Consider the following 16,588-nt stretch of genomic DNA (forward strand, 5'->3'; position numbering starts at 1 on the left):
CTCTCCTAGACGAAGGTGTTCGGCTGGCCGACCACGCGCTTGGCCAGTTCGTCCAGCAACGGTTGCTGGACGCGCGCCGCCGGCCAGGTGGTCTGCACGACCTCGAAGCCCGCGGTGTTCAACATCCGCCAGTGCACCATGCCGTTGTCGTGGTCCAGCGTGGCGGTCACGTTGGCGCGCGTCTGCGTCAGGTATTCGTAGCGCACTTCCACCAGTGCACTGCTGTCCTGCTTGCGGATCTCGCGGCGGTCATGCTTGACGGGCCCCATCGCCAGCCTGTCCTCCACGCGGCGCATGTCGGTCGGAAAATTCACGGTGACGAGGCCGCTGACGGAGCCGCCGATCTGCGGCACGACCTGCCAGCCCATCGCGATGTAGTCGATCACCTCCCGGTTGCGCAGCATCTTGCGGCGCGCGTCGACGCGAAAGTCGATGAGCTTCATCGCCGGCCAGGGCGTCCTGCCGTCCAGGCTGAACGCCGGGCCGGCGGGCTCGATCACGGACAACTGGCGCGCCAGGTCCTGCAGGTAGAACAGCACCAGCTTGCCGGCCTGCTCCGTCGCCGCGGTCCGCTCCTCCACGACGTGCTCGTTCGAGACACGATCGCTCTGCAGCGCCTTGGCCTGGGACTTCAGCTGGTTGAGGAAACTCATGGTGTGCCGCGATTTTACGGGCCGCGGCGCGCCGTTGCGTGCCCGGCAGGCGCGGGCCGCGCAAGAAGATGGATGATGGCGGAGGTCAGGGCCAGCCCGGCCATGGCGAATGCGCCCGTGATCGCCCACGTCCACTCCCAGTGGCCTGCCCTGGCCGCCGCCCATGCCGCGAGCGGCGGGCCCACGAACTGGCCGAACGCGGACCATTGCTGCATCCAGCCGACCGTGGTGGACACCGTGCCGTCGTCGGGCGCCATGCGCAGCGCCAGCGAGAACAGCGTGCCGGGCACCAGGCCCCCGACGGCCGAGAACAGCAGGACGCCGCCATAACGCATGACGGCCGTCGCCGCGGACGCGTCCTGCGTCCAGCCCGCGAACGCCACGACTGCACCCACCGCCATTGCCGCGTACCCCACCTGCATCAGCAATGGCGCGCGCACGCCGCGCTGCAACAAGCGCCCGGAGCCGATGTTGCCCGCCATGTTCACCGCGGCTGCCAGCGCGGTGGCGAGCGCAGCGTAGGCAACGGGGAGACCGGCCTGCGCATAGATCGTCGGCAGGAATCCGATGACGGCCAGCCACTGCGCCGAATACACCGCGAAAGCGAGGGACGCCAGCCACGGGCCTGGGGCGCGCAAGGTGCGCAGGATGCGGCCGCTGCCCGCGGTCGTGCGACCGGCAGCGTCCGCCGACCGAGGAACGCTCCACCACAACACGGCCGCCATCAGCGCGGACAGCATCGACAGGAGCCACCACCAGCCTGGCCAGCCGGCCAGCGCGATGAAGGCCGGGCCGACCAACAGCGCCACGGCCGTGCCGAAGGGCATGTACGCGCCCCACCAGCCCAGCAAGCCACTCAGGCGGGCCGGCTCCACCAGGCGGCGAATCAGGCCGGGTGCGGGCAAGGTCGCCAGCAGGAAGCCCACGCCCTCGCAGCCTCGCAGCACCAGCAATGCCTGCGCGCTTTGCGAGGCGCCACCGGCCAGACTGGCCGCCGACAGCAAGGCCAGCCCGAGCACCATGGTTCGTCGCGGTCCCCATGCATCGGCGACCGCACCGAAAGCCAGGCCCAGCGTCATGCCGGCCAGCTGCACCATGGACAACAGGAATCCCGCTTCGACCAGGCTGATCTGCAGGGCCTCACGCAGGACGGGCAACGCCGGTGGCAGCTTGCCGATGTGCAGTGCGGCGCTGATGCCCGCCAACACCACCACCAGCGCGGGGTCGAGCCGCTTCACGGAGCCGCGGCGGCGAGCAGCCTGCGCCCGGTCAGCCGCTTGTGCTCGCGCAGCGCATAGCGGTCGGTCATCCCGGCGATGTAGTCGGCCACGGCCCGCGCAGTGTCGCCGCGCGCGGCGAAGCCGGCCTGCATCTCCTGCGGCTGGGCAAGGTAGCGGCCGAACAGGTCGCGCACCACTTCCTGGGCCTGCTCGGTCGTTTCGCCCACGCGCGGGTGGCGATACAGGTTGTGGAACAGGAAGCCCTTGAGCTCGGTGGATTCGGCCCGCGATGCCGCGCTGAACGCCACCAGCGGCGGCATCTGCCGCGCCGCATCGACACTATCCGGACCATGCATGGCCAGCAGCGCGCGGGTGGCGTCGATGGCGTCGAAGACCTGCGCGCTCAGCATGCGGCGGATGCCCTCGTACAGCAGCCGGCGCCCGTGCAGCCGCGGGTGGTCGCGTTGCGCATCCGTGCAATGGCGGCCGAACAGCGCCACTTCGGCCACCTGCTCCAGGGTGATGAGGCCGGAGCGCACGCCGTCGTCGATGTCGTGCGCGTTGTAGGCGATCTCGTCGGCCAGGTTGCACAGTTGCGCTTCCAGGCTGGGTTGCGCCCGATCGAGGAAGCGCCGGCCCACGCCGCCGGGCTCCGCGGCCTCCAGCTTTTCGGCGTTGGCGCGCGAGCAGTGTTTCAGGATGCCTTCCCGCGTTTCGAAGCAGAGGTTCAAACCGTCGAAATCCGGATAGCGCTCCTCCAGCGCGTCGACCACGCGCAGGCTTTGCAGGTTGTGCTCGAAGCCGCCGTGGGCCGCCATGCACTCGTTCAGCGCATCCTGTCCCGCATGCCCGAAGGGGGTGTGGCCGAGGTCGTGCGCCAGGGCGATGGCCTCCACCAGGTCCTCGTTCAGGCCCAGGGGCCGGGCGATGGACCGCGCCAGCTGCGCCACCTCCAGCGAATGCGTCAGGCGCGTGCGGAACAGGTCGCCCTCGTGATTGAGGAACACCTGTGTCTTGTAGACCAGCCGCCGGAACGCGGTGGAGTGCACGATGCGATCGCGGTCCCGCTGGAAGTCGGTGCGCGTCGGTGGCGCCAGTTCGGCATGACGACGGCCGCGCGTGCGCGCCGGGTCGCAGGCGTACGGTGCGAGCGTCATGCGTTGCGGCGGCTAGCGCGTGCAGTCGGCCAGCACCTGGCGCACCACGTCGTCCGGCGCGCCCCGCACGCCTGCCCGCCCCGGTGCCTCGATCACCACGAAGCGGATCTGGCCGCCTTCGGCCTTCTTGTCCCCGCGCATCAGCTCCAGGTAGCGATCGGCGCCAAGCGCCGGGCCCACGATGGGCAGCCCGGCACGCGCGATGAGCGCGGTGATGCGCTGCGCGAAGGCTTCGTCCACCAGCCCCAGGCGCCGTGACAGCTGCAGCGCCATCACCATGCCGCAGCCGACCGCTTCGCCGTGCAGCCACTTGCCGTAGCCCAGCCCGGCCTCGATGGCGTGGCCGAAGGTGTGGCCGAAGTTGAGGATCGCGCGCAGTCCTGCCTCGCGTTCGTCCACGCCCACGACATCCGCCTTGATCTCGCAGCTGCGCCGCACCGCATGCGCCAGCGCCGCCGCGTCACGCCGCATCAGAGCGTCGATGTTGGACTCGATCCAGTCGAGGAAGGCCATGTCGGCGATGGGCCCGTACTTGATCACCTCGGCGAGGCCGGCGCTCAGCTCGCGCGCGGGCAGCGTCTTCAGCGTGTCCAGGTCGCAGACCACCCGCAGCGGCTGGTAGAACGCGCCGACCATGTTCTTGCCGCGCGGATGATTGATGGCGGTCTTGCCGCCGACGGAAGAATCCACCTGCGCCAGCAGTGTCGTGGGAACTTGCACGAAGGGCACGCCGCGCATGTAGCTCGCCGCAGCGAAACCCGCCATGTCGCCGACCACGCCGCCACCCAGCGCGAAGACCACCGTCTGGCGGTCGCAGCCGCGCGCCAGCAGGGTGTCGAACACCAGGTTCAGCGTGGGCCAGTCCTTGTGCTCCTCGCCGTCGGGCAGGTCTACCTGGTGCACCGTGCGGTAGTGCGGCGCGAGGGCCGCGCGCAGCCGCGCCGCATAGAGCGGGGCCACCGTTGCATTGGTGACGATCAGGGCGGCGGCCGACCTGGGCAGGCCCTGCCAGGCCTGCGGCGAGTCCAGCAGGCCGGCGCCGATCAGGATGTCGTAGCTGCGCTCGCCCAGGGCGATGTGCACATGTTGCGAAGCGTGGGGAAGCGGCGGAGGCATCCCGCGAGTTTAAGGGGCCGGCGGCAGCACGCCCGCCAGCTCCAGCTGCATCACGATCATGTTCACCAGCGAGGGTACGGAAGGCCGGCCGGTCTCGATCACGAAATGCGCCGCATCGCGGTACAACGGGTCGCGTTCGGCGTACATGGCGCGCAGCTTGTCGAGCGGGTCCGCCACCTGCAGCAGCGGCCGGACGCGGTCGTGGCGCAGGCGCCGGTACAGCTCCTCGGGCGTCGAGCGCAGGTAGACGACCTGGCCGCCGGCGCGCAGTTGCTGGCGATTTTCCTCGCGCAGCACGGCGCCGCCGCCGGTGGCCAGCACCGACGCAGCCCCCTGCATCGCATCCCGGATCACCCGTTCCTCGACGTCGCGGAAAGCAGCTTCGCCCTCACGGGCGAAGTAGTCCTTGATCGTGCATCCCAGGTGCTGCTCGACCAGGTGGTCGGAATCAAAAAAAGGCAGCCGAAGCCGCCTTGAGAGTTGGCGCCCGACAGTGGACTTGCCACTGCCGGGCATGCCGACAAGGGTGAGGATCAACTCGGGTCGCGGCAAACCGTGGCAGTGCCGAACGGGCTGACCACACCGGCGGGCGCGGTAGTCGCCTGGTTGTAGTCGGATGCCATGCCGAGCAGCAGGTAATTCATGGTTGCGGACGATTCGGTGCCACCCACCGTGCTGGTCGCCACGATCTGCACGCCAACCCAGAGCGCGTAGTTCTCGCCGTACTGCACGGTGAACGTACCCATGCCGCTCGCATTGGTCGTGACCGTGGCGCGGCTCAGGGACACGGGGCCACCCGGCTCGAGCGTGCCGTTGCTGTTGCGGTCCTCACCGGCGTCGAGGCGGCCGTTCAGGTTCGTGTCCTCGTTGTCGCATTGAATGACGCCGGGCGCATATTTCCACGAGCCCGTCTGGAATGCCAGACTGCCCTTGCGGTAGAACTGGGGAACCACCGCCAGCGTCACCGACTTGCTGGCGACGGCCGCGCCATTGGAGTCGGTCACCTGTACCGCGAATTCCTTCTCGTACGTGGTCTGGCTTCCGCTCACGTTGGTGATCACGTTCCCGGTTGACAGCGCAAGGAACAAGGCCTGCGTGTTCACCGTCAGTGACGCCGTGCCCGACACGGTCGTGCCCTGCACCGTTGCACGGATCACGACCCCGTTGTTGGCCGTCGTGCCCGCGCCGGGGATGAACTGCGTGGTGGCGGTGCCGCTCGAATCGGTCATCGCGGTGGCCGGGCTGATCGTGCCGCCGCTGGGATCCGATTCGGCCGTGAAACTCACGACACGATTCGCGACCGCGTTGCCGGAGCTGTCCCGCACGATGGCGCTCAACGCGGACTGGTTGTTGGTGCTGCCACCCGAGTTCGGCGCCACTGCGCTCGGGCTCGCCTGCAGTTCCAGCTCGCGCGGAGCGGTGGCCAGGAAGTTCACCGACAAGGTCACCTGCGCGGAGCCCGATTGGGCGACGATGGTCGCCGGGCCGGCGCTGGCCGAATTGATGGTCGCCGAGGCCTGCCCGTTGGCGTCAGTCGCCACCGAAGCCGGCGTGACGGTGCCGCGCGTGGTGCTGAAGTTGATCGCCTGCCCTGCAACCGGGTTCCCGTTGGTCAGGAACTGCACCGTCACCGTCCGGTTGACATTCACGTTGACGTTGGAGTTCGCGTTCGGGGACAGGAACTGGAACGCATCCGCGCTGACGGAGACATTCGCGCTGGCCGAAGTGCCCAGACCCGAGACAACGATGGTGTCGTTCCCCGGCTGCGTGCCGGTGAAATCGAAGCTGGCCACGCCCTGCGAATTGGTGGTGAGGCTCAGGGGCCTCACGGTGTTGCCGCGCGTGGACCGCACGGTCAACGGGGCGTTCGGGATCGGTGTATCGGCCGAATCCATCGCTCGAACCGTGTACGAAATCGTGGAACCTTGCACGACGAAGCTGTCGCCCGACAGGGTCAGTGCCGTGCCGACCACCGGAATGACCACCTGCTGGCTGGCGCCGCCGGCGATCACGGTCACGGTGATGTTGCGGTTCGCACGGTTTTCTCCCGGCGACAGGGTGACCCCGGTGATGGGTACGGCGTCGTCGCCCGTGGTCGGTGCCGGCAAGGCGCCGGAGAGGTTGCCGGACGTGGCCGAGAAGGAGACTGCCTGGTTGGGGATCGCCTGGTTGTTGGCGTCCTTCGGAAGCACGGTGAAGCTGATGCTGGAATTGCTCGCGGACTGCAGTTCAGTCCCGGAGGTGAAGACGTCGATGGACGCCACTGCCGGCGTCACCGGATCCGTCGGGTCGGTGGGCTGCTCGTTCCCGGAGCTGCCGCCGCCCCCGCCGCACGCGGCCAGCGCGCCAGCCAGGAACAGTGTCCCCAGCGCTTTGATGTATCGGTTCATTCTGATCGTTCTCCGTCGGTACTTCTTGAAATTAACGGCTTGCCGGCTGGCGCTCCGCCACCATCTTCGGCGTGATGAATACGAGCATTTCCTGCTTGTTGCTGCTGCGCAGCCTGTTCTTGAACAGGTAGCCAGCAATCGGAAGATCGCCCAGGAACGGCACCCGTGTCTCGTTTTCCGTCTCGGTCAGCTCGAAAATGCCGCCGATCACCACGGTGCCGCCGTTTTCCACCAACACCTGCGTGCGAATATGCTTGGTATTGATGGCGATGCCGGCCGCCGTGGTCTCGCCCCGGCTGTCCTTGGCGATGTCGAGGTCGAGGATGATGTTGCCCTCGGGCGTGATCTGCGGGGTCACTTCCAGCTTCAACGTCGCCCGGCGGAATGCCACCGAGGTCGCACCGCTGGAGGTGGCCTGCTGGTACGGGAATTCCGTGCCCTGCTCGATCAGCGCCTTGCTCTTGTCCGCTGTCACGATGCGGGGGCTGGACACCAGCTTGCCCTTGCCGTCCGCCTCCAGTGCCGACAGTTCCAGGTTCAGGAACCGGTTGGCCGCGGAGCTGAAGATGGAAAGCGCGAAGGTGGAGGCATTGAAGCCGCCCACACCCGTCGCCGGCAGGTTCACGAAGGTCGTGTTGGTGGTGGTCAGCTGCGTGTTGCTCTCGCCCGTGGTTCCGGACACGGCGTCATAGGTGCCGCCGAAGGCAATGCGGTTGGTGCCGCCGCCGATCGCGTAGCCGGCGTCGCCGCCGTTCACTCCGCGCAGGTCGCTGCCGCCCAGGCGCACGCCCAGCGAGCGGCCGAAGGTGTCGGACGCCTCCACGATGCGCGCCTCGATCAGCACCTGGCGCACCGCGATGTCCAGCTTGGTGATGAGGCCCTGCACCTGCTCCAGCTTGGCGCCGACGTCGGTCACGAACAGCTGGTTCGTGCGCGGCTCGGCGATGGCGCTGCCGCGCGCGCTGAGGATCCGCGACGAGCCGGTGCCCGTCAGCTGCACGGCGATATCCGCCGCCTTGGTGTAATTGAGCTGGAAGGCCTGCGTGCGCAGCGCTTCCAGGCTCTGGATGGCGGCATTGGCCTCCAGCTCCAGCTTTTCCTTGGCCGCGATCTCGTCCTTCGGGGCGATCCACAGCACGTTGCCGGAGCGGCGCATGCCCAGGCCCTTGGCCTGCAGGATGATGTCCAGCGCCTGGTCCCAGGGGACATCCTTCAGCCGCAGCGTGACGCCGCCGGTGACGGAGTCGGAGGTCACGATGTTGAAGTTGGTGAAGTCGGCGATCACCTGCAGCAGCGAGCGCACCTCGATGTTCTGGAAGTTCAGCGACAGCTTCTCGCCCGTGTAGCCGGGGCCTTGCGAGAGCTTGTTCGGGTCCTGCTTCTGGGTGCGGACTTCCACGACGAACTGGTTGTCCGACTGGTAGGCGCTGTGTTCCCAGGCGCCGCGGGGCTCGATCACCACGCGCACGCGGTCACCCTGCTGCGCCGTGGTCACGGTCTGGATCGGGGTGCCGAAGTCGGTCACGTCCATCCGGCGGCGCAGGCCTTCGGGCAGCGACGACTTCAGGAATTCGACCACCAGGCCCTGGCCTTGCTGGCGGATGTCGACGCCCACCTGGTTGCTGGGCAGGTCGACGATCACGCGGCCGGAACCGTCCGGGCCGCGGCGGAAGTCCAGGTCCTTGATCGGCTGGGTCTCGCGATTGCGGCTTTCCGCGAAGGTCTGCGCCGGCGAGCTGGCGCTCTGCGCCACGGGGTCGAGCAGCACGAGCAGCGACTTGCCTTCCAGCTGCATGCGGTAGTTGGTCGGCGCCTTCAGGTTCAGCACGAGGCGGGCGCGGTCGGCAGCCTGCACCACGTTGACGGAGCGCAGGTTGCCGACGTTGACGTCCACCGAATTGCGGCCCATGGAATTGGTCGCGCCCGGCACGTCCAGGGCGATCCGGGCTGGCGCCTGGATCGTGAAGCCGGCCGGCACCGCTGCCAGCGGCTCGGAAAAGTCGATCCGCACCACCTCGGCGCCGCCTTGCATGGAGGCGGTCACGTTTTCGACCACCGGGGCCGCGTGCAGGACCGGAGCCCACGCGGACGCCATCAGCAGCCCCGCTGCCACCAGCCCACGCCAACTCCACTCGTTTGTTTTCTTCATTTGGACTTCTCCTGCAGTTGCAGTGTCGCGTTTCGCTCGATCCATTCGCCGGCGGCATCCTGTACCAGCTCGCGCAGCACCACTTCGGTCTCGGCGACCTTCGTCACCCGACCATAGTTCTGACCCAGGTAGTTGCCGGACTTGACCTGGTACAGCAGGTTGTCCACCTTGATCAACGCGACCGGCTGGCCCTTCTTCTGCAAGCTGCCCACCATCGCCATGCTGTCCAGCGGGTAGCTTTCCAGCGGTTCCTTGCGGCGCGCCAGCTCGGGCGCCAGCAGCGCGGCGCTGGCCGTGCCCGATTGTTGGGAGTCGCGCTTGAGCGCCTGCGTCAGCTTCTGGTTGCTGAAAGGCTCGATCGACGCTTCCTGGGTGTATCCCTGCGGGGCGAACTTCTTCGGCTCGGGGATGGGCGTCACCTGCGGCTTGGTGTTGGCGCGTTGTTCGGCCATCCACCGCTGCACTTCCTCGTTGTCGGACTGCCCGCAGGCGCTCAGCACGCCCGCGGCCGCCACGGCCAGCCACAACTGCTTCATCATTTCTTCGCTCCGGCCTTGTTCTTGCTCGTCGCCTTGCGCTGGGCCGAGACCTCATCGGGGTCCAGGTAGCGGAAGGTCTTCGCCGTGGCGTCGAGCACGAGGTTGCCGTCCTTGGCCTGGACGATTTCAAGGTTGTTCAGCGTGACGATCCGCGACAGGTGGGCCACGTCGGAGGCGAACGAACCGATGTCGTGGTACCGCCCGACGACCTTCACCGCGATCGGCAGCTCCGCGTAGTACTCCTTGACGCTCACCTGCCCCGGGCGGAACAGTTCGAAGGTCAGGCTGCGGCCGAGGCCGGCCTGGTTGATGTCGGACAGCAGGGCATCCATTTCAGCCTTGCTGGGAAGCTGCTTTTCCAGCTGCGTCACGTACTGCTGCACCTGCTCGCGCTGCTTGCGCAGGGCGTCGAGGTTGACCGCCTGCGTCAGCTTCTTCTTGTAGTCCTCGCGCAGGCCCTGTTCCTTCTTCTGCTCCGCTTCCAGTTCCTCGGCGGAGTTGGTGAGCCACACGAACCACAGCGCGACGACGATGGCCGCCATTACGAAGAGGAACAGCGCCGCCCTGGGCAGCAGCGGCCACGACGCCGGATCGTTGGGGTTGAGCCCGCGAAACTGCGCCGAGATCGTTTCCTTGAGAGCGGCCGGGTCCAGCCTGGATGCGGTAGTCGCCATGGTTAGTCCGATGTTGCGGTGGGGCGATTCATCACTTCTTCGCCGGGGCCGGCGTCGCCGCCACGGTGGCGTTCGGCGCCGGTGCCGGCGCCGGCACCACGGCGCTGGTGGTGGTGGCGGCCGCGGCCGCGCTGGCGGCCGCCGATGCGGCCTTCGCCGCTTCGCTGGCGCGCAGCACCTTCACGGTCACCTTGAAGACCGACACGCGGCGCGAGTCCTTCGCCGCGAGCGTCACGTTGCCGGCGACGATCTCCACCAGGTCGGGCCGCGTGACCCACGCGCTGTTGGCGCTCAGGTTGCGCAGAAGCTCGGAAACCCGCTCGTTGGACTGCGCCACGCCGGTGATCGCCACCGTGTCGTTGGTCTGCTTCATGGCGGTGAGGTACACACCGTCGGGCAGTTGGCGGGTGAGCTCGTTGAGCAGGTGCACCGGCATGTTGCGGTCGGCCTGCAGGTCTTCCACCGCCTGCTGGCGCGCGCGCAGCGCCGCGATCTCCTCCTGCAGGCTGGCGATGTCCTTGATCTGGCTTTCCAGGCGCTTGATCTCGCTGGCCAGCACCCCGTTGCGCTGCTGCTGCGTCGAGATCTGGGCGGCGTACCAGAGATATACGCCGCCGGCGATCACCGCGCCCGCCAGGGCGGAGGCGCCCAGGCCGGCATAGAAGATCTCCCGGCGGCGCTTGCGCGCTGCTTCCCGGTGCGGGAGTAGGTTGATCAGGATCACTGCATGAACCTCCGCATGGCGAGACCGCACGAGGTGAGGTAGGAGGGAGCTTCCCGCCGAACCTTCTTTTCGCGCACGGCGTCGCCGAACTGCATGCCTTCGAAGGGGTCGGCCAGGGCGCAGGGGAACGACGTCTGGGCCGTGATCGCCTCGCTCAGCCCGGGCAGCGCCGCGGAACCGCCGGCCACCATGATGTGGTCCACGCGGTTGTGCGGCGTGCTGGTAAAGAAGAACTGCAGCGCCCGCGCGACTTCCTGCGCCATGCTGTCCACGAAGGGCTTCAGCACGCCGGCCTCGTAGTCCTCGGGCAGTTCGCCGCTGCGCTTCTTGGCCTCCGCCTCTTCCGGCGAGAAGCCGTACTGGCGGACGATCAACTGAGTGAGCTGGGCGCCGCCGAACGCCTGGTCCCGGTCGTACAGGACCTCGTCGTTGCGGATCACCTGCATGCTGGTGGTGGAAGCGCCGACCTCGAACAGGGCGACCATCTGGTCCTTGCCCTCCGACGGCAGGACCTGGATCAGGCGGCCGGCAGCCAGGCGCGAGGCATACGATTCGACGTCGATGATGACGGGCTTCAGGCCGGCGGCCTCGGCCAGGCCCTGGCGGTCCTGCACCTTTTCCTTGCGCGACGCGGCGATCAGCACCTCGACGTCGCCGGCGGACGTGCTGCTCGGCCCCACCACGCAGAAGTCGAGACTCACTTCGTCCAGAGAGAATGGGATGTACTGGTTGGCCTCGGTCTCGACCTGGATTTCGAGTTCCTGGTCGGTCATGCCGCCGGGCAGGATGATCTTCTTGGTGATCACCGCCGATGCGGGCAGCGCCATGGCGACGTTGCGCGTGCGGGTGCCGCTTTTCTTGACCACCCGGCGCATGGCTTCCGCCACCTCGTCGAATTTCTCGACGTTGCCGTCATTGATCCAGCCCCGTTCGAGCGGCTCGATCGCGCAGCGCTCCAGGATGAGGCTGCCATCCTTGGCACGCCCGAGCTCCACCAGCTTGACGCTGGATGAACTGATGTCCAGGCCCAGCAGGGGTGCCGACTGGCGGCCAAACAGAGAGCCGATTGAGATCACAGACCCGTCTCCCACGCCTCGTGTCAAGGCGTAACGTACTTAAGATTCCACTTCAATGCTAGCCGTAACATCCTTGTCGCACAAAGGAATTTCGGATTCGTACGGCTGGGTTCGTTGTCAAAACCCGACGAGCTTGGATGCCATACTCCGGTGGCTTAAGCCGCTTATCTCAAGTCCCGCGCAGGCTGCCGGAACCCTGGCGAGCCTGCTGGCTCAGACGGATGCATTTTTATAATGGGCGCTCGGGGCCGCCCGATGGAGTTCTATGGAATCCGACCCTTCTTCCGCCGCCCCCGCCCCCGCCCGCCGCCCTTACTGGCAACGTTTCATCCTGGGATTCCTGGGCTGGACCTTCGGCGTCACCTTCGCCCTGCTTGCGGCCGGGATCAGCATCGGCGCCGTGGCCCTGGCCGTCGCCTACCCCAACCTGCCCGACATCAGCGACCTGTCCGACTACCGGCCCAAGCTGCCGCTGCGGGTGTACAGCGCCGAAGGGGTGCTGCTCGGCGAATTCGGCGAGGAGCGCCGCAACCTCACGCCCATCGACGAGATCCCCGCCGTGATGAAGAACGCGGTGCTGGCGATCGAGGATGCGCGCTTCTATTCGCACAGCGGCGTCGACTACAAGGGCCTGATGCGCGCGGCACTGGCCAACCTGGGCCGGGCCAAGAGCCAGGGCGCCTCCACCATCACCATGCAGGTGGCGCGCAACGTCTATCTCTCGTCCGAGAAGACCTTCACCCGCAAGCTGTACGAGGTGCTGCTCACCTTCAAGCTGGAGCACCTGCTGTCCAAGGACCAGATCCTCGAGATCTACATGAACCAGATCTTCCTGGGCAACCGCGCCTACGGCTTCGCGGCGGCTTCGGAAGCGTATTACGGCAAGCCGATGAAGGACCTGACCACCGCCGAGGCGGCGATGCTGGCCGGGCTGCCCAAGGCGCCGTCCTCGTACAACCCGATCAGCAACCCGGCCCGTGCCCGGGCGCGGCAGCTGTACATCATCGAACGGATGCAGGACAACGGTTTCATCACCGCCGAGGAAGCCGAGGCAGCCAAGAAGCAGGAATTGCGCATCCGCACCGGCGCCCAGACCACCGCCGTGCGCGCCGAGTACGTCGCCGAAACCGTGCGCCAGCTGGTCTACGCCCAGTATGGCGACGAGACCTACACCCGCGGCCTGAACGTGTACACCACGGTGAAGGCCAAGGAGCAGGAAGCGGCGTACAAGGCCCTGCGCAAGGGCATCATGGACTACGAGAAGCGGCAGATCTACCGCGGCCCCGAGCGCTTCGTCGACCTGCCCAACGACGTCAAGGAGCTGGAAGACGCGATCGACGACGCGCTGGCGGAACATCCGGACAACGGCGACGTGATGGCGGCGGTGGTGCTGGAAGCCGATGCCAAGAAGATCGTGGCGGTGCGCCAGAACGGGGACCGCTTCGAGATCGTCGGCGAGGGCCTGCGGGCGGCGGCGTCCGGCCTGACCGCCAAGGCGCAGCCCAAGATCAAGATCCGCCGCGGCGCCGTGATCCGGGTGATGAAGACGCCCAAGGACGCCTGGGAGATCACCCAGCTGCCGGAAGTCGAAGGCGCCTTCGTTGCGCTGGACCCCCGCGACGGCTCCATCCACGCGCTGGTCGGCGGCTTCGACTTCAACAAGAACAAGTTCAACCACGTGATGCAGGCCTGGCGCCAGCCCGGCTCGGGCTTCAAGCCCTTCATCTATTCCGCGGCGCTGGAAAAGGGTTTCTCGCCCAACACCGTGGTGAACGACGCGCCGCTGTTCTTCGGCGCCGACGTCACCGGCGGCCAGCCCTGGGAGCCGAAGAACTACGACGGCAAGTTCGAGGGACCGATGCCGCTGCATACCGCGCTGGCCAAGTCCAAGAACATGGTGTCCATCCGCGTGCTGCAGGCGGTGGGCACGCAGAACGCGCAGGACTGGGTCAGCCGCTTCGGCTTCGAACCCGAAAAGCACCCGGCCTACCTGACGATGGCGCTCGGCGCCGGGTCCGTGACGCCGTTGCAGATAGCCACCGGCTACGCGGTGTTCGCCAATGGCGGCTATCGCGTGAACCCGTGGCTGGTGACGCGCATCACCGACCAGAAGGGCAAGACGCTGGTGGAAAGCCAGCCGCCGCTGCTGAACGAATCCATGCGCGCGATCGATGCGCGCAACGCCTTCGTGATGAACCGGCTGCTGCAGGAAATCGCGCGCTCGGGCACGGCGGCGCGCGCGCAGCGCGACTTGAAGCGGCCGGACCTGTATGGCAAGACCGGCACCACCAACGACTCCATCGACACCTGGTTCAACGGCTTCCACCCCACGTTGGTGGCCATCGTCTGGATGGGATACGACAACCCGCGTTCCCTGGGCGACAAGGAAACCGGGGGCGGGCTGAGCCTGCCGGTGTGGATCAACTTCATGGAAACGGCGCTCAAGGGCGTGCCGGTCATGGAGCCGACCGCCCCGGAAGGCCTGGTGAACATCGGCGGCGAGTGGTTCTACGAGGAATTCGCGCGCGGCCTGGGCGTCAGCAGCCTCGGCCTCGCGGGTGGCGAGGCTGTGCCAGGCGCCGCGCCTGCGGCGGCCGGACCCCAGGGCGAGCAGTCCCCGGGCGTGCCGGGCACCGTCAACAATTCCGACGGCCTGCCGCCCGTGCGGCCACCCGCCGCGGCGGACGAGCGCCGCAGCATCCTCGACTTGTTCAGAAATTGATTGTTCACTTCAAAAAGTGCTGCGCACCTTTTGAAGTGGCCTGAACAGTGTGAAGAGGCCCGGCAAAGCCGGATCCTCTTCACAAGGGGGACCGGACGGCGCGATGCGCCGCCCGGTCCGGGTTTCAACCATGGAAGATCGCGCGGAGTAACACGCAGCGCGGTCTCGCCTGTGGGGAGGATCCGGCTTTGCCGGTCCTCCCCACACTGATCGACATCTTTGAAAAATCGCTTCAGGCGATTTTTCAAGGATCAGAAATTAAGCGGCCGGCCCGCCTGCGCGCTGGCGCAGCGGGCCAGGTCAGCGAAGAATTCGCCCCGGCTCTTGGTGTCGCGCCAGGCCGCGCCGTCATACTTGTAGTGGAAGCCGCCGGCCCGGGCGGCGAGCCACACTTCCTGCAACGGCTTCTGCAGGTTGACGATGATCTGGCTGCCATCCTGGAAGGTCAGCGTCACCATGGCGCCGACCCGCTGGTTGTCGATGTCGGCGTCCGTGCTTTCATTGATCCGGTCGCAACCGGCCTCCACCCGGGCCAGCAGGGCCTCGGCGCAATCGAGGTATTCGAGGTCGGTCATTACAATTTCCAGATATGTCCGGTGTTTTCCAAATTCTAGTCAGCGGCCTCGCGGCCGCGCTTCTCCTGGCTGGCTGCGGCCAGAAGGGCCCGCTGTACCTGCCCAGCGGGGAAGCTGCGTCGGGCCGCGCTTCGCTGCCGGACACGCTTGCACCCTCCACCGCCGTCCGCCCGGCGCAGGCCGCCTCCGGCCCGGGCTCCGTGACGCCACCCTCTGGCACCGCCGCACCCGTGCGCAATCCATGAACCCGACCCACCTGCCGCAAGGCCCCGCCGTCCGCTACGAGGGCGACGTCCTGTTCGTGGAAGACGTTCGCGTGGCCGACCTCGCCCGCGAGCACGGCACGCCCCTGTTCGTCTACTCGCGCGCGGCGATGCTCGCTGCATTGTCCGCCTACCAGCGCGGCTTCGCCGGCCGCAAGGCCCGCGTCTTCTACGCCCTGAAGGCCAATTCGTCGCTGGCCATCCTGCAGCTCTTCGCGCGCGCGGGCTGCGGCTTCGACATCGTCTCCGGCGGTGAACTCGAGCGGGTGCTCGCCGCCGGCGCGCAGCCGGCCGACATCATCTTCTCCGGCGTCGGCAAGACGCGGCACGAGATGCGCCGGGCCCTGGAACTCGGGATCCACTGCTTCAACGTGGAAAGCGAGCCGGAGCTGGAAGTGCTCAATGCCGTGGCGACCGGGCTGGGCGTGCGGGCGCCGGTGAGCCTGCGCGTGAATCCGGACGTGAACCCGCTCACCCATCCCTACATCTCCACCGGCCTGAAGGGCAGCAAGTTCGGCATCGCGCACAAGGACGCGCTGCGCGCCTACCGGCAGGCGGCGGCGCTGCCGGGCCTGCGGGTGGTGGGCATCGACTGCCACATCGGCTCGCAGATCACCAACGTCACGCCCTACCTGGATGCGATGGACCGCATGCTGGACCTCGTCACGGCCATCGAGGCCGCCGGGATCCCGATCGCGCACATCGACTTCGGCGGCGGCCTGGGCATCGTCTACAACGACGAGCAACCGCCGGCGGCCGACGCGTTGTGGCAGCGCCTGCTGGCCAAGCTGGATGCCCGCGGCTTCGGTGACCGGCAACTGCTGGTCGAGCCGGGCCGATCGCTGGTCGGCAACGCCGGCATCTGCGTGACCGAGGTGCTGTACCTCAAGCCCGGCGAGCAGAAGAACTTCTGCATCATCGATGCGGCCATGAACGACCTGCCGCGGCCGGCGATGTACGAGGCCTTCCACCAGATCGTCCCCGTCCAGCGGCGGGCGGGAGCGGCGATGGTCTGCGACGTGGTGGGGCCGGTGTGCGAGAGCGGCGACTGGATCGGCCGCGATCGGGCGCTGTCCGCCCAGGCCGGCGACCTGCTCGCCGTGCTTTCCGCGGGCGCGTACTGCATGAGCATGGCGAGCAACTACAACTCTCGCGGGCGCGCGGCGGAAGTGCTGGTGGACGGGAGCCAGGTGCATGTGATCCGCGAGCGGGAGAGCATCGAGGATCAGTTGCGCAACGAGACGTTGTTGCCGTGATGCATTGCCGGGGTCGCTGCGCGAACCCGGCCTACGGAAGACGGCCGGGTCTGCGCGGCGACCCGACGATCGTA

At 67.5% G+C, this 16,588-nt stretch carries 15 protein-coding genes; 3 read left to right on the forward strand and 12 right to left on the reverse strand.

Annotated features, from left to right (window positions below; all coding sequences use genetic code 11):
• Positions 1–5 precede the first annotated feature (5 nt).
• The 11 genes from WG902_RS15790 to WG902_RS15840 are packed head-to-tail and all read right to left on the reverse strand — an operon-like array spanning position 6 to position 11,698.
• On the reverse strand, positions 6–653 hold the full coding sequence (locus WG902_RS15790; protein ID WP_340061090.1) for a hypothetical protein: 648 nt from the start codon (positions 651–653) through the stop codon (positions 6–8).
• 14 nt (positions 654–667) lie between these two features.
• Positions 668–1,891: an MFS transporter gene (locus WG902_RS15795; RefSeq protein WP_340061091.1), complete on the reverse strand. Its 1,224-nt coding sequence runs from the start codon at positions 1,889–1,891 to the stop codon at positions 668–670.
• Positions 1,888–3,030, reverse strand: a complete 1,143-nt coding sequence (locus WG902_RS15800; RefSeq protein WP_340061092.1) for a deoxyguanosinetriphosphate triphosphohydrolase — start codon at positions 3,028–3,030, stop codon at positions 1,888–1,890. The genes WG902_RS15795 and WG902_RS15800 overlap by 4 nt, the downstream gene beginning before the upstream one ends.
• A 12-nt stretch (positions 3,031–3,042) precedes the next feature.
• Positions 3,043–4,146, reverse strand: a complete 1,104-nt coding sequence (aroB, locus tag WG902_RS15805) for a 3-dehydroquinate synthase (RefSeq protein WP_340061093.1) — start codon at positions 4,144–4,146, stop codon at positions 3,043–3,045.
• Between the two features lie 9 nt (positions 4,147–4,155).
• Positions 4,156–4,683, reverse strand: coding sequence for a shikimate kinase (locus WG902_RS15810; RefSeq protein ID WP_340061094.1), 528 nt, complete (start codon positions 4,681–4,683; stop codon positions 4,156–4,158).
• Complete coding sequence (locus WG902_RS15815) at positions 4,680–6,536, reverse strand: Ig-like domain-containing protein (RefSeq protein WP_340061095.1); 1,857 nt, start codon at positions 6,534–6,536, stop codon at positions 4,680–4,682. The genes WG902_RS15810 and WG902_RS15815 overlap by 4 nt, the downstream gene beginning before the upstream one ends.
• Before the next feature lie 31 nt (positions 6,537–6,567).
• Positions 6,568–8,685 (reverse strand): type IV pilus secretin PilQ, encoded by a 2,118-nt coding sequence (pilQ, locus tag WG902_RS15820; RefSeq protein WP_340061096.1) that lies wholly within the window; start codon positions 8,683–8,685, stop codon positions 6,568–6,570.
• Positions 8,682–9,224: a pilus assembly protein PilP gene (locus WG902_RS15825; protein ID WP_340061097.1), complete on the reverse strand. Its 543-nt coding sequence runs from the start codon at positions 9,222–9,224 to the stop codon at positions 8,682–8,684. The genes pilQ and WG902_RS15825 overlap by 4 nt, the downstream gene beginning before the upstream one ends.
• A complete protein-coding gene (locus WG902_RS15830; protein ID WP_340061098.1) occupies positions 9,221–9,898 on the reverse strand; it encodes a type 4a pilus biogenesis protein PilO in 678 nt (225 codons plus the stop codon). The genes WG902_RS15825 and WG902_RS15830 overlap by 4 nt, the downstream gene beginning before the upstream one ends.
• Positions 9,899–9,929: 31 nt before the next feature.
• Entirely contained in the window at positions 9,930–10,622 is a 693-nt protein-coding gene (locus WG902_RS15835) for a PilN domain-containing protein (protein WP_340061099.1), read from the reverse strand.
• Positions 10,619–11,698: a pilus assembly protein PilM gene (locus WG902_RS15840; RefSeq protein ID WP_340061100.1), complete on the reverse strand. Its 1,080-nt coding sequence runs from the start codon at positions 11,696–11,698 to the stop codon at positions 10,619–10,621. Before WG902_RS15840 ends, WG902_RS15835 begins: the two co-directional genes overlap by 4 nt.
• 265 nt (positions 11,699–11,963) lie before the next feature.
• Between WG902_RS15840 and WG902_RS15845 the strand changes: the two genes are divergently transcribed.
• On the forward strand, positions 11,964–14,420 hold the full coding sequence (locus WG902_RS15845) for a penicillin-binding protein 1A (protein ID WP_340061101.1): 2,457 nt from the start codon (positions 11,964–11,966) through the stop codon (positions 14,418–14,420).
• Positions 14,421–14,671: 251 nt separating this feature from the next.
• Here the strand turns inward: WG902_RS15845 and cyaY are convergent, their stop codons facing one another.
• Entirely contained in the window at positions 14,672–14,995 is a 324-nt protein-coding gene (gene cyaY, locus WG902_RS15850) for an iron donor protein CyaY (protein ID WP_340061102.1), read from the reverse strand.
• 14 nt (positions 14,996–15,009) lie between these two features.
• On the opposite strand from cyaY, the gene lptM reads away from it, so the two are divergent.
• Together lptM and lysA are read left to right on the forward strand one after the other, a co-directional pair.
• Positions 15,010–15,240: an LPS translocon maturation chaperone LptM gene (lptM, locus tag WG902_RS15855; RefSeq protein WP_340061103.1), complete on the forward strand. Its 231-nt coding sequence runs from the start codon at positions 15,010–15,012 to the stop codon at positions 15,238–15,240.
• On the forward strand, positions 15,237–16,514 hold the full coding sequence (lysA, locus tag WG902_RS15860; RefSeq protein WP_340061104.1) for a diaminopimelate decarboxylase: 1,278 nt from the start codon (positions 15,237–15,239) through the stop codon (positions 16,512–16,514). The genes lptM and lysA overlap by 4 nt, the downstream gene beginning before the upstream one ends.
• Positions 16,515–16,588: the final 74 nt, after the last annotated feature.

It is taken from the genome of Ramlibacter sp. PS3R-8 (assembly GCF_037572435.1).
Classification (GTDB): Bacteria; Pseudomonadota; Gammaproteobacteria; order Burkholderiales; family Burkholderiaceae_C; genus Ramlibacter.

Excerpts from the sequence above, each read along its gene's own strand:
- WG902_RS15790 (WP_340061090.1), bottom strand. The coding sequence starts at position 653 with ATGAGTTTCCTCAACCAGCTGAAGTCCCAGGCCAAGGCGCTGCAGAGC.
- WG902_RS15800 (WP_340061092.1), bottom strand. The coding sequence starts at position 3,030 with ATGACGCTCGCACCGTACGCCTGCGACCCGGCGCGCACGCGCGGCCGT.
- aroB (WP_340061093.1), bottom strand. The coding sequence starts at position 4,146 with ATGCCTCCGCCGCTTCCCCACGCTTCGCAACATGTGCACATCGCCCTG.
- WG902_RS15815 (WP_340061095.1), bottom strand. The coding sequence starts at position 6,536 with ATGAACCGATACATCAAAGCGCTGGGGACACTGTTCCTGGCTGGCGCG.
- pilQ (WP_340061096.1), bottom strand. The coding sequence starts at position 8,685 with ATGAAGAAAACAAACGAGTGGAGTTGGCGTGGGCTGGTGGCAGCGGGG.
- WG902_RS15825 (WP_340061097.1), bottom strand. The coding sequence starts at position 9,224 with ATGATGAAGCAGTTGTGGCTGGCCGTGGCGGCCGCGGGCGTGCTGAGC.
- WG902_RS15830 (WP_340061098.1), bottom strand. The coding sequence starts at position 9,898 with ATGGCGACTACCGCATCCAGGCTGGACCCGGCCGCTCTCAAGGAAACG.
- WG902_RS15845 (WP_340061101.1), top strand. The coding sequence starts at position 11,964 with ATGGAATCCGACCCTTCTTCCGCCGCCCCCGCCCCCGCCCGCCGCCCT.
- cyaY (WP_340061102.1), bottom strand. The coding sequence starts at position 14,995 with ATGACCGACCTCGAATACCTCGATTGCGCCGAGGCCCTGCTGGCCCGG.
- lptM (WP_340061103.1), top strand. The coding sequence starts at position 15,010 with ATGTCCGGTGTTTTCCAAATTCTAGTCAGCGGCCTCGCGGCCGCGCTT.
- lysA (WP_340061104.1), top strand. The coding sequence starts at position 15,237 with ATGAACCCGACCCACCTGCCGCAAGGCCCCGCCGTCCGCTACGAGGGC.